The sequence below is a fragment of the Serratia sp. L9 genome, from assembly GCF_050632285.1.
GTDB lineage: Bacteria > Pseudomonadota > Gammaproteobacteria > Enterobacterales > Enterobacteriaceae > Chania.
On sequence record NZ_CP192591.1, the window covers coordinates 2,673,550 to 2,686,116 of the forward strand.

A 12,567-nucleotide genomic window follows, 5' to 3' on the forward strand; every position below is an offset into this window, starting at 1 on the left:
ATATGAGGTGATACATGCTCAAAACTCGGCGAACCAAACGCACATTCTCCCCAGAGTTTAAACTTGAAGCTATCGAGCAAGTCGTTAAATATCAGCGCGATGTTCGAGAGGTTGCTCAATCACTTGAACTCAATCCTGACCATCTGCGTAAATGGATACGGCTTTATCAACAAGAACTCCGCGGCATTGAGCCGATGGGGAACGCTATTACCCCCGAACAGCGGGAAATTCAGCAGCTTAAAGTGCAGATAAAGCGCCTTGAGATGGAAAAAGAAATACTAAAGCAGGCTGCCGTGTTGATGAGCGAAATCCCCGGAAAATCTGTCCGCTAATCACACGGCTAAAGGTGAAATGGCCGATAGTGACACTCTGCCGTTTGCTGGGGGTTCATCGCAGCGTTTATTATGCTTATGTAAGACGTCCCCTTGATGCTCGTAGAGTGGAGTTACGTAGCCGACTGAGAGCATTTCATGCACTCAGTCGTGGTGCGGCAGGCAGCCGTACACTTAGCCAAATGTTGCGCCAGAGTGGATGTGATGTAGGTCGATGGTTGGCGCGACGCTTGATGACAGAGTGCGGCCTGACAAGCTGTCAACCGCGTAAACACCATTACCGAATAAACGATAATAACAGTCCTGCATTACCCAACATATTGGGTCGCAGATTTACCCCTTCAGCCCCTAATCGCGTGTGGTGTGGCGATATCAGTTTTGTTCGTTTACAGGATAAATGGTGTTATCTCGCTTTGGTTGTGGATTTATATGCACGCCGGATTGTGGGGTCAGCTCTGTCATTAACAGCTGACGCTGACCTGGTGTGTAGGGCTTTACGTAATGCATTGGAAACTCGCCCTCGCAATGGTCGTCTGCTTTTTCATTCAGATCAAGGCAGTCAATATAAAAGCAATAAATATAGAAGGTTACTCTGGCTATATGGGGTAATGCAAAGCATGAGTCGCAGAGGGAATTGCCTGGATAATTCACCAATGGAAAGGGTATTTCGTAGTCTAAAAAGTGAGTGGTTGCCAAAGGGAGGCTATGTTGATTTTGGCAATGCGATACGTGATATCAGCAATTGGATAAACGGTTATTACAACGTTTTTCGTCCTCATACGCATAACGGGGGTATACCCCCTTGTGCGTATGAAGAACAGTGGAGACAGGTTATCCCGGTGTCCTAATTTTGTGATCCACTACAGCCTGGCGTATGCTCATCGTAAACTGTGCCGTCAGATAGCTGACGAGCTCACGCTTTATCGCTGGTTTTAAAGCTTTTTTCGATAACATCTTTGAGTGCCCGGCACTCTAGACTCAGCTCGGCAAACATCTGTTTCAGCCGTCGGCTTTCGTCTTCAAGATCTTTCATCTTTTTGATATCAGACGCTTCCATACCACCAAATTTCGCTTTCCAATTGTAGTACGAGGCCTCAGATATCCCTGCTTCACGGCAGACATCGTCCGGCTTCAACGGACTTCAAAACGGCGATGATCTGGTGTTCGGTGAATCGAGCTTTGCGCATAGCGATCTCCTCAATGGGACATAATCAGTATGTCGGAAGATCTCTAAAAGTGAATGGTTCGTTTTGCCGGGATACTTACATCGCCACCAGAGGTAAAAGATTGAAGTAAATAGGATTTATTGCAATGGCACATTGCAAAATCGAGTCGTTACAGCATCAGAAATGATAGGGTTTTCTAATTAACGCCGATAAGGATTTACATTAAATAAGTATTCTTTTTTCAAAAAGAACAAATAACTGCGGGAGTGAAAAAGTTTGCACTGAGGTTAGCCAGGAATACCCGCCGATATGCCCAATCAGCCAATCCGATCCAAATCCGCCGCATATTGGCGAATAGCGCGTTGATAGGTGCTGATCTCCGTATGGGCCGAGGTTTCAGCCAACAGAATCAGCAAGTCTGCCACCGCCTGCTTGGTTTCCCCTAGGTTATAGAGCGTCATGGCGCGAAACAAAGTGATCTCTTTTGCTTGAGGGAATTCGTTTAGGCCGCTATCGAAGGCGTCCAGCGATTTCTGATATTCCCCCAACGCTCGGTATGTGCTTCCTAGCCCGAGCCAGGCTTCCTGGCGAAGCGGTGGCGGCAGGTCATGCTGTAAAGCGGCAAGGTAGCAGGGGATAGCCTGTTGTTCAAAACCCTGCACATCGTACAGGCAGGCCAGTTGGTAATGTAGCCTGGCATCAAGCGGAGCCTGTTCCAGCATTTGCTGGGCAATTTCAGTGGCCTCCGGGTAGCGGCCCTGCTTTTTTAATTGTTCGATCTGCAACACCAGCGACATAATTTTCCCTTTCAATGCGCTTTTCCAATCCTGTTGCACGCTACTACTTAGGAAGGAATTGCACAAGGGAAGTTAAAAATCTGGTAGCTTTCTGATATATCAGAAAATGTGCGCCATCCCCTGTTTCTGCGGCTGGCATCGTTCCCAAAATGCTTCACTTGGTCAAAAAATGGGCGTAGAATGCAAGTGTCCAATTAATGAGGAATGGAAGTATTATGGTTGATATGGAGCTACAAAACTGGAAAAAATTCATCGATGAGATGTTAGGTAACTAACACCGCGTTGGGTTTAACACAAGGCCGATCAGTTTGTTTGTATTTAAAGCACCTTGGGTAAAAAAGTTTAGTTTATAGCAAAGCAGCATCGGTTTCCCGAGGCTGCTTTTTTTGCGCCCATTATTCGTCGTGTTTATCCGCCGGTAACGCGCTTGCCTGTTTGCCAGGGAAGCGACGGCGCACTAACACAAAGAACAGCGGTACAAAGAAAATCGCCAAAATGGTGGCAGAGATCATGCCGCCCATTACCCCGGTGCCTACCGCATGCTGGCTGCCAGAACCGGCTCCAGAGCTGATTGCCATTGGCAGAACACCGAAGATAAAGGCCAGTGAGGTCATCAGGATGGGGCGCAGACGCAGGCGTGAGGCTTCCAGCGTCGCCGCCATCAGATCCTTGCCTTTATTATTGAGCTCGTTTGCGAACTCCACGATCAAAATGGCGTTCTTGGCCGACAAACCGATAATCGTCAATAGCCCAACCTGGAAGTAAACGTCGTTTTCCAGCCCTCGTAGCCAGGTTGCGGCTACCGCGCCGATAACGCCCAAAGGCACGACCAGCATTACCGAGAAGGGTATCGACCAGCTTTCGTACAGAGCCGCCAGACACAGGAATACCACCAATAACGAGATGGCGTAGAGCGCCGGAGCCTGGGAACCGGACAGACGTTCCTGATAGGACATCGCCGTCCATTCCAGACCAAAACCGGTTGGCAACTGGCTGACCAGCTTTTCCATCTCGTTCATTGCGGTACCGGTACTGACGCCGGAAGAGGCTTCACCCACAATTTCTACCGCAGAGCTGCCGTTATAGCGCTCCAGTCGCGGCGAGCCATAATCCCAATGAGAACTGGCAAAGGCGGAGAAGGGCACCATACCACCGCTGCCATTACGCACATACCATTTGTTGATATCTTCCGGCAGCATGCGGAAAGGCGCTGCTGCCTGAACATACACTTTCTTCACCCGGCCACGGTCAACAAAGTCGTTCACGTAAGTGGAGCCCCAGGCGGTGGACAGGGTGTTGTTGATATCACTGATCGACACACCCAATGCCTGGGCTTTACGTTGATCGATATCGATCTGTAGTTGTGGGCTGTCATCCAGGCCATTGTGGCGCACACGCGTCAACTGTGGGTTTTGTCCCGCCAGTTGCAGCAATTGATCGCGTGCTGCCATCAGTTTGCTGTGGCCCAGACCGGCGTGATCTTCCAGTTGCATATCAAAGCCAGAGGAATTACCCAATCCGGTAATGGCGGGGGCTGCTGGCGATCACCCGTGCTTCATTGATACTGCTAAACGCTTTGGTGGCACGATCGATGATATCGAACGAACTGTTAGCTCCTGAGGTTCGCAGATCCCAATCTTTAAGGCGGATAAACATACGAGCGACGTTTTGGCCGTTGCCGCCAGGCCCTGAGCCGATAGTAGAGAATACCGAGAGCACATCTTCTTTCTCTTTGGTCATAAAGTAGCTTTCGACTTTTTCTACCACCTTGGTGGTTTGCTGCAGGGTAGAACCTGCGGGTAGCTGCACCTGAACGGTGAACACGCCGCGGTCTTCCTGTGGCAGAAAAGAGGTTGGCAGTTTGATGAACAGCAGCGCCAAACCCGCAAGCAACAACAGATAAATAATCATGTAGCGCACGCTGTGGTGCAACACCCGGGCCACGCCACGCTCATAGCGCTCGGTATTACGGTTGAACATGCGGTTGAACCAACCAAAGAAACCGCGTTTGCCATGATGATGTCCTTTGGCTATCGGTTTTAGGATGGTGGCGCAAAGTGCCGGGGTAAGGATCATCGCCACCAGCACCGAAAGCACCATGGCAGAAACTATGGTGATCGAGAATTGGCGGTAAATAGCGCCGGTAGTGCCGCCGAAGAAGGCCATCGGGATAAACACCGCAGAAAGCACCAAGGCAATCCCCACCAGCGCGCCCTGGATCTGCGCCATGGATTTGCGTGTGGCGTCGCGTGGAGAGAGGCCTTCTTCGCTCATCACACGTTCGACGTTCTCTACCACCACGATGGCATCATCCACCAATAGGCCGATAGCCAGCACCATAGCGAACATTGTCAGGGTATTAATGCTGTAGCCGAAGGCCGAAAGAATAGCGAAGGTGCCTAACAGCACCACGGGCACGGCGATGGTCGGGATCAGGGTGGCGCGGAAATTCTGCAAGAACAGGTACATGACCAAAAACACCAGCAGAATGGCTTCCATCAGGGTTTTGACCACGTCTTTGATCGAAGCCTTCACGAACGGCGTTGTCTCATAGGCGACCTTCGCTTCCAGCCCGTGCGGGAAGTATTGCGAAAGCTCTTCGATTTTGGCTTTAACCAGCTCATCGGTTTGCAATTCGTTGGCACCGGATGCCAGCTTGATATTCATCCCGGCGGCTTGCATGCCGTTATAGCGGCTGAGGAAATTGTAGTTCTCGCCACCCAGCTCTATGGTGGCGACATCCCCCAGCGTGACCAGCGAGCCATCCTGATTGACGCGCAGCGTGATTTGGCTGAACTGCTCCGGCGTTTGCAACTGGGACTGGGCATTGATCGTGGCGTTTAACGCCTGCTGATCCACCGAAGGTGAACCCCCTAGCTGGCCCACCGCCACCTGGGCGTTTTGCGCGGTGATTGCGCCAACAACATCCTGAGTGGTGAGCTGAAAACTGGTGAGTTTATTGGGGTCGAGCCAGATACGCATTGCGTATTGCGAACCGTAAACGTCCATACTCCCTACGCCGTTGATGCGGCTAAGGGGGTCTTGCAGGTTGGAAACGATGTAATCTGCAATGTCCTGCTTATCCATGCTACCGTCGGTAGAGACGAAAGCCACCATCATCAGCGTGGTATCGCCAGATTTGGATACGGTTACCCCCTGCTGCTGGACCGCCTGCGGCAGGCGTTTTATCGCGGCTTGTAACTTGTTCTGAACCTGCTGCATGGCCTCGTTAGGGTCGGTGCCAGCCTCAAAGGTCAGCGTGACCGAAGCCTGGCCGGTGTTGGTGCTCTGCGACGACATATACATCATGTTGTCGAGGCCGGTCATGTTCTGCTCGATAATCTGGGTGACGGTGTTTTCCAGCGTTTGCGCGGAGGCTCCTGGATAGTTGGCGCTGATACGCACGTTCGGCGGCGCCAGGTTCGGGTATTGTTCCACTGGGAGAGAAAAAATCGCCAACGTCCCCGTAAGGCAAAGAATAATTGCCAGAACCCAGGCAAAAATCGGGCGATCAATAAAAAAATTGGCCATGCGGCATGAACCTCGTTATGACTTGCTCTATCTTTGACAGCATCGGTTATGCTTATTTATCTACTGCCCGGCACGATCCCGGTGCTATTGCACTTTACTCGTGATGCCGAGGGAAAGCGTGGAGAAAAAAGGAGATAATGTAAATAACAGTAGTATAAATGCGTACTTGCAGATGACAGCGCAAGAATGGCGGTGTTATTACTCTGCGGTGAAATAATCAGAAATTATTCCAGAGCAGGAGTTTGCATGGAAATTAACCCGGTATTTGCTCGTCGTCTTTATCTTTGCTGGCTGATCAGCCACAGCGAAAGGCCCAATGTTCCGCGCTTGATGGCGCTTACCGGCTGGCCGCGCCGTACATTGCAAGACGTTTTAAAAGCGTTACCTGGGCTGGGCGTGGAGTTACAGTTTGTTCAGCAAGGCATGCGTAATAATGATGGTTTCTACCAGTTGGAAAACTGGGGGCCACTGAACAAAAGCTGGGTTACCCAGCACCATCAACAGTTGCTGGCGGCCATTGAGTAAATCTTCCCCGGCGTGCCGGGGAAAGATTACTGACTTTTGGATTCCAGATACATCACCGTTGCCGCGACGCGTGAACGCACGTTGAGCTTGCGCAACATGTTACGGATATGCACTTTCACCGTTTCTTCAGAAATATGCAGCTGTGCCGCGACCTGCTTGTTGGACATACCGCGTGCCACTTCCTGCAAGACGTCCAGTTCACGTTCGGTCAGGTCGGCAAAGGGATCGTGCTGCTCGCTGCGTGATAAGAGATAATCCGCCACCGCTTCGCTAATCACATTCTTGCCTTCGGCAGCTTCGCGGATATTCTCCAGCAGCAGTTCGGGTTCACTGTCTTTCAGCAGGTAACCATCGGCACCGGCATCGATCAGAGCATAAACATCGCTGCGAGCATCGGAAACGGTCAGTACGATGATGCGGGCATCCACACCTTCGTCACGCAGGGCTTTCAGCGTATCCAGCCCGGACAGGCCTTTCATGTTCAGATCCAGCAGGATCACGTCTGGTGTCAGTTGCCCGGCCAGGGCTATTGCTTCACCACCGCTGCTGGCTTCGGCTACCACGTTGAAAGTAGGATCCAGGCCAAGCAGCTGTTTTATGCCGCGCCGCATCAGTGGGTGATCGTCAACGATCATTACTCTGTAATTTTTCATCACTATGGTCGTGCTCCCTGTAGCGAGTAAAGCCTCTGCCTGGAAGCGGATAGGCCCCAGGCAGGGGTACTGATTCGTAAAATATAGTTGTAATTAACACCGCAGGCCTGTTTTACAGACCACCGCACCGGCAATAAACGCAAACCAGCCATTAAATAAGGTTGTTGGTTCCATTATGGCGGGAAGGTCAGGCAGATTTCAGTGCCTCCCGCTTTACCGCGCCTGATCTGCAGTGTACCGCCCAGGTGTGTAGCGCGTTCGCTCATAATGGTTAATCCATAATGGCCTTCCGGCTCATCCAGGCTATCGATGCCTGAGCCGTCATCACAAATGGTGATTTCGTTATCCCCTGTCGATGAGACTTCGCAGTGGATAATAATTTCCTCGGCATCGGCGTGTTTAATGGCATTTAACACCGCCTCACGCACGATCTGTAATGCATGAACCTGCTGTTGGGCATTTAAAGCCTGTGAGGCAAGCCGACAGTGTAACTGAATCCGCGCGCTGGTCAGAAGTTTTAATGGTTCCAATACCTGCTGTAGTGCGGCGTTCAGATCGGGATCCTGAATACTCAAACGGAAAGTGGTGAGCAATTCGCGCAGTTGGCGGTAAGCATCGGCCAACGCTCGATCAAAATCATCAATAATTTCGTCTGATTGCGATGAATTCCCCGCTAGCGTGCGTTTCAGCAAGGTTAGCTGGATGCGCAGAAACGTCAGCGCTTGCGCCAATGAATCGTGTAACTCGCGGGCGATGGTGGAGCGCTCTTCCATCAGCAGAAATTGCATATGTTGTTTCTGCGCCCGGTTGAAATAGACGCCACGGCTAAGCATATTGGTCACGCTTTGCATCAGGTGCGGGTTTGGCGGCTGCTTGTCATGCTGCCAACTCAGGCTGCCCAGCGGTTTGTTGTCCTGCAAAATCATCAGCGAATGCCAGGGGAGCTCCGTTATCGGTTCGCCACTGCCCAGTTGCCATTGGCTGAGGCTGTCTTGCACATTCAGCCGGATGCATTGCAATTGCTCGCTCAGCCGTACAATCCGCAGCACTTTCTCGAATGCCCTTTGCTCGAGCTGCCCGGTCCCCAGCGCCTGGGAGCAACTATAAAGGACCTCCAGAGTGCGGTTGGCCTGTTGCAGGCGCTCGGTTTTCTCCTGAACTTTTTGTTCCAACGATTGATAAAACTTAGCTAATTCGCCCGACATAACGGTGAAGGTCTGTGATAACACCCCGAGCTCATTGGGCAATGAAACATCGAGCGGCGGGTGATTAAAATCCCGTTGCTGCATGCGCAGGCTGGCATCCACCAGGCGTTTCAGGGGGGTCACCACTTTGCGTCGCATAAAACGGATGCAGAACAGTACCAGCCCGATGATGGCGATGTAACCCATGACGCTGATCGCCGCCACGATGGTCAACTTCTGTTCAGAATAGCGCTGTAATGCCAGCACAAACTGGTCGATCTGATTGACATAGCTGGCCACGTTGGCCTGATAGTTTTCAGGGTGTCCGGCCAGGATCTGCTTTTCCAGCGCTTGCCAGGAACGGCGCAATGCCAGGTATTTCTGTTTCACATCCTCAGGCACATAAAACCTGTCAAGGTTACTCAGCGCGGGGGCCGTCAGGGATTGTTGATACTGAACCAGATGCCCACGCAACAGATTGGAGTTATTGGCAAGCTCATAGGCCAGGCGATAGCTTTGCATGCGTAGCGATCCGGCGATATTCACCGCTTCAGCGTCGCGCAGGCTCCAGGCCACGGTGGTCAATGCCAATCCCGTGGACAATACCGAGAGTATCACAATACCAATCAGTGCCTTGGCAAGGCTGCGGGTCACTGAGCGTTTTACCAGCAAGTAAGCATCCTTCTTTATTATGAGCAGATCAAATACCCGTTGCCTTGCAGGCAGCAGCGCTATTATCTGCACTGATTACAACTTGGCATCCATAGGGTATATGGGTAATTGGTGCAGCCGAATTTAATTCGGAAATAAAATTATAACTTTTGCAATTAAAATGCACCGCGTTTTTGACCAAACTGCCTGGGCGCGCAGGAATCAATCTTCGTTATATAATCAAGTAAATATCGGTTTGAATAAATAGTGCAGTTAAAACCACCATATGGTTTGTCAGAGATTGATCTGGCGCAAGCAACTATGCGATTTACCCCTTAAGGGTGATTATATACCCCCTAGGGTTCAGCTTATTTTGTCCTTACCCAAAAGGGTAATTTGTGACAAAAAATAATAAAAACTCACTATAATTTTCACACGTGTAACGTGTTTACAACACTAAGGATAACCCGCATGGCCGAATTGTCGCGACGCAGATTGCTCAGCGGACAATGGCGTCATAATTCTGATGCGATCCGTCCCCCGTGGTCGCGTGAAGCTCCTCTCTTTCTTGCTGGTTGTACAAGATGCGAGGCCTGCATCAACGCCTGCGAAACCGGCGTACTGATAAAGGGTAGTGGCGGTTTTCCTGAAATCGATTTCCAGCGTGCTGAATGTACCTTCTGTCGCAAATGTGCAGATGCTTGTGAAGCACCGCTGTTTTACCCGCAGCAACATCAACCCTGGCAGCAAGTGGCAGTATTTGCCGCCCATTGTCTGGCGTTGCAGGGGGTTGAATGCCGCAGTTGCCAGGACAGTTGTGAAACGCAGGCTATCCGTTTTCGACCACGGTTGGGAGGTATCGCCAGGCCAGCACTTGATGCGGCGGCATGCAACGGTTGTGGTGCCTGTGTTGCCGGTTGCCCCGCCTCGGCGATCGTAATAACCCGGAGTGAAAATAATGAATAATGAATGGCATGTAAGTGGGTTGATGGTTCAGGCCCGGCCGGAAAATTTCCCGGCGCTGATCCCAGCGTTGCTGGCAATCCAAGATACGGAAATTCCGGTACAAGACCAACAGCAGGGCAAATTGGTGGTAGTTATGCAGGCGGCACGCTCTCAGGCGTTGCTGGAAAAAATTGAGTCGGCGCGCAATCTGGAAGGCGTTCTGGCAGTGTCGCTGGTTTATCACCAGCAGGATGAGCAAGGTGAGGTAATGCCATGAAACTCAGTCGTCGAGACTTCATGAAAGCTAACGCAGCAGCCGCAGCCGCTGCAGCTGCCGGGTTGACGATCCCAACGGTGGCACAAGCCGTGGTCGGCAGCGGTGACGAAATTAAATGGGACAAAGCGCCTTGCCGTTTCTGCGGTACGGGCTGTGGCGTTCTGGTCGGTACACAAAATGGCCGCATTGTCGCTTCACAAGGCGATCCGGATGCGCCGGTAAACCGTGGTCTTAACTGTATCAAAGGCTACTTCCTGCCAAAAATCATGTACGGCAAAGACCGCCTGACGCAGCCGATGCTGCGCATGAGAAACGGCCAGTATGACAAAGAAGGCGAGTTCACTCCGATCACTTGGGAGAAGGCCTTTGACGTCATGGAAGAGAAGTTTAAAGGGGCACTGAAAGAAAAAGGCCCTGAGGCCGTCGGGATGTTTGGCTCTGGCCAGTGGACGATTTGGGAAGGCTACGCAGCCGCCAAACTGTTCAAGGCGGGCCTGCGTTCCAACAACCTCGATCCAAATGCTCGCCACTGTATGGCCTCTGCGGTAGTGGGTTTCATGCGTACCTTTGGTATGGATGAACCTATGGGTTGCTACGACGATATTGAGCAGGCCGATGCCTTTGTGCTTTGGGGCTCGAATATGGCGGAGATGCACCCGATCCTGTGGTCGCGCATTACCAACCGCCGTCTGGGCAACGACAAGGTTAACGTCTCGGTTCTGTCTACATTTGAACACCGCAGCTTTGAGCTGGCAGATAATGGCATGGTGTTTACGCCGCAGACCGATTTGGCGATCATGAACTATATCGCCAACTATATTATTCAGAACAACGCAGTCGATCAGGACTTCCTCAACCAGCACGTCAATATCCGCAAGGGCGCGACTGATATCGGTTACGGCCTGCGCCCGACACATCCGTTGGAAAAAGCCGCGAAGAATCCGGGCAGCGATGCCTCGGAGCCGATGAGCTTCGAAGATTACAAAGCCTTTGTGGCGGAATACACGCTAGACAAAACCTCCGAAATGAGCGGCGTGTCGAAAGATCAGTTGGAAGCTCTGGCGAAGCTGTATGCCGATCCGAATGTGAAAGTGGTTTCTTACTGGACCATGGGCTTCAACCAGCATACCCGTGGCGTTTGGGCTAATAACCTGTGCTACAACCTGCACTTGCTGACCGGCAAGATCTCCAAGCCAGGCTGTGGGCCGTTCTCGCTGACTGGCCAGCCTTCCGCCTGTGGTACTGCGCGTGAAGTGGGGACTTTTGCTCACCGCTTGCCTGCGGACATGGTGGTTACCAACGAAAAACACCGCCAGATTACCGAGCAGAAATGGCAGTTACCGGCCGGGACAATCCCGGAAAAAGTCGGGCTGCATGCGGTTGCACAAGATCGCGCATTGAAAGACGGCAAACTGAACGCCTACTGGGTGATGTGTAACAACAACATGCAGGCAGGGCCGAATATCAACCAAGAGCGTATGCCTGGTTGGCGCGACCCGCGCAACTTTATCGTGGTTTCCGATCCTTACCCAACGGTGAGCGCGCTGGCGGCAGACCTGATCTTGCCAACGGCCATGTGGGTAGAGAAAGAGGGCGCTTACGGTAACGCTGAACGTCGTACCCAGTTCTGGCGCCAGCAGGTGAAGGCACCGGGTGAAGCCAAATCTGACCTGTGGCAATTGGTGGCGTTTTCCAAACGCTTCAAGGTAGAAGAAGTCTGGCCAGCCGAATTGCTGAACCAGAAGCCGGAATATCGTGGCAAAACCTTGTATGACGTGCTGTTCGCCAACGGCGAAGTGGACAAGTACAAGCTCGACGAGATGCCAGCAGATCAGTTGAACGACGAATCACGTGAGTTCGGCTACTACCTGCAGAAAGGATTGTTTGAAGAATACGCCGGTTTCGGGCGTGGCCATGGTCACGATCTGGCGGCATTCGATATGTATCATCAGGCTCGTGGCCTGCGTTGGCCGGTTGTTGATGGCAAGGAAACGCTGTGGCGTTACCGTGAAGGGACCGATCCCTATGTGAAAGCCGGCGAAAGCGTGCGCTTCTACGGTAAGCCGGATGGCAAGGCGGTGATCTTTGCGTTGCCGTACGAACCAGCGGCGGAAAGCCCGGATCAGGACTATGACCTGTGGCTGTCCACTGGTCGTGTGCTGGAACATTGGCACACCGGTTCCATGACACGCCGGGTGCCGGAACTGCACCGTGCCTTCCCTGAAGGGGTGACGTTTATTCACCCGCTGGATGCCAAGGAACGCAACCTACGCCGTGGTGACAAAGTGAAAGTGGTATCACGCCGTGGCGAAGTGATAAGCCTGGTGGAAACCCGTGGCCGTAACCGCCCGCCGCGAGGCCTAGTGTATATGCCGTTCTTTGATGCGGCACAGTTGGTTAATAACCTGACTTTGGACGCAACAGATCCACTGTCGAAAGAGACCGACTACAAGAAGTGCGCGGTGAAACTGGAGAAAGTATAACCCTATGGTTTTCAGGCTACAGT

General features: G+C 52.0%; 8 protein-coding genes and 2 pseudogenes. 5 read left to right on the plus strand and 5 right to left on the minus strand.

Annotated features, from left to right (window positions below):
• Positions 1-14 precede the first annotated feature (14 nt).
• Positions 15-1,180, plus strand: a protein-coding gene (locus tag ACQ86O_RS12620; RefSeq protein ID WP_431223352.1) for an IS3 family transposase whose coding sequence is annotated in 2 segments (ribosomal slippage) — positions 15-279 and positions 279-1,180 — 1,167 coding nt in all. Because the reading frame shifts where the segments join, the coding sequence is not laid out codon by codon here.
• Positions 1,181-1,196: 16 nt separating this feature from the next.
• Here ACQ86O_RS12620 and ACQ86O_RS12625 read toward each other — a convergent pair.
• The 3 genes and pseudogenes from ACQ86O_RS12625 to acrD all read right to left on the minus strand — a co-directional run.
• Positions 1,197-1,519: pseudogene (locus ACQ86O_RS12625) on the minus strand (transposase); the annotation flags it as partial.
• A gap of 296 nt (positions 1,520-1,815) precedes the next feature.
• A complete protein-coding gene (locus ACQ86O_RS12630) occupies positions 1,816-2,295 on the minus strand; it encodes a tetratricopeptide repeat protein (RefSeq protein WP_431225486.1) in 480 nt (159 codons plus the stop codon).
• A gap of 395 nt (positions 2,296-2,690) precedes the next feature.
• Positions 2,691-5,826, minus strand: a pseudogene (gene acrD / locus ACQ86O_RS12635) (multidrug efflux RND transporter permease AcrD).
• Positions 5,827-6,072: 246 nt separating this feature from the next.
• Between acrD and ACQ86O_RS12640 the strand changes: the two are divergent.
• Positions 6,073-6,351: a winged helix-turn-helix domain-containing protein gene (locus ACQ86O_RS12640; RefSeq protein ID WP_431225487.1), complete on the plus strand. Its 279-nt coding sequence runs from the start codon at positions 6,073-6,075 to the stop codon at positions 6,349-6,351.
• 26 nt (positions 6,352-6,377) lie between these two features.
• Here the strand turns inward: ACQ86O_RS12640 and narP are convergent, their stop codons facing one another.
• Both narP and narQ read right to left on the minus strand, forming a co-directional pair.
• Positions 6,378-7,010 carry a nitrate/nitrite response regulator protein NarP gene (gene narP / locus ACQ86O_RS12645; RefSeq protein ID WP_431225718.1) on the minus strand — a complete coding sequence of 211 codons (633 nt, stop codon included), beginning with the start codon at positions 7,008-7,010 and terminating at the stop codon, positions 6,378-6,380.
• A 167-nt stretch (positions 7,011-7,177) separates the two neighbouring features.
• Positions 7,178-8,860 carry a nitrate/nitrite two-component system sensor histidine kinase NarQ gene (gene narQ, locus ACQ86O_RS12650; protein WP_431225488.1) on the minus strand — a complete coding sequence of 561 codons (1,683 nt, stop codon included), beginning with the start codon at positions 8,858-8,860 and terminating at the stop codon, positions 7,178-7,180.
• A gap of 450 nt (positions 8,861-9,310) precedes the next feature.
• On the opposite strand from narQ, the gene napF reads away from it, so the two are divergent.
• Genes napF through napA form a run of 3 tightly spaced genes read left to right on the plus strand, consistent with a single transcriptional unit; the run spans position 9,311 to position 12,544 of the window.
• A complete protein-coding gene (napF, locus tag ACQ86O_RS12655) occupies positions 9,311-9,805 on the plus strand; it encodes a ferredoxin-type protein NapF (protein WP_431225489.1) in 495 nt (164 codons plus the stop codon).
• Positions 9,795-10,061: a chaperone NapD gene (gene napD / locus ACQ86O_RS12660; protein WP_431225719.1), complete on the plus strand. Its 267-nt coding sequence runs from the start codon at positions 9,795-9,797 to the stop codon at positions 10,059-10,061. The genes napF and napD overlap by 11 nt, the downstream gene beginning before the upstream one ends.
• Positions 10,058-12,544 carry a nitrate reductase catalytic subunit NapA gene (gene napA, locus ACQ86O_RS12665; protein ID WP_431225490.1) on the plus strand — a complete coding sequence of 829 codons (2,487 nt, stop codon included), beginning with the start codon at positions 10,058-10,060 and terminating at the stop codon, positions 12,542-12,544. Before napD ends, napA begins: the two co-directional genes overlap by 4 nt.
• Positions 12,545-12,567 lie beyond the last annotated feature (23 nt).

Excerpts from the sequence above, each read along its gene's own strand:
- ACQ86O_RS12630 (WP_431225486.1), bottom strand. The coding sequence starts at position 2,295 with ATGTCGCTGGTGTTGCAGATCGAACAATTAAAAAAGCAGGGCCGCTAC.
- ACQ86O_RS12640 (WP_431225487.1), top strand. The coding sequence starts at position 6,073 with ATGGAAATTAACCCGGTATTTGCTCGTCGTCTTTATCTTTGCTGGCTG.
- napA (WP_431225490.1), top strand. The coding sequence starts at position 10,058 with ATGAAACTCAGTCGTCGAGACTTCATGAAAGCTAACGCAGCAGCCGCA.
- napF (WP_431225489.1), top strand. The coding sequence starts at position 9,311 with ATGGCCGAATTGTCGCGACGCAGATTGCTCAGCGGACAATGGCGTCAT.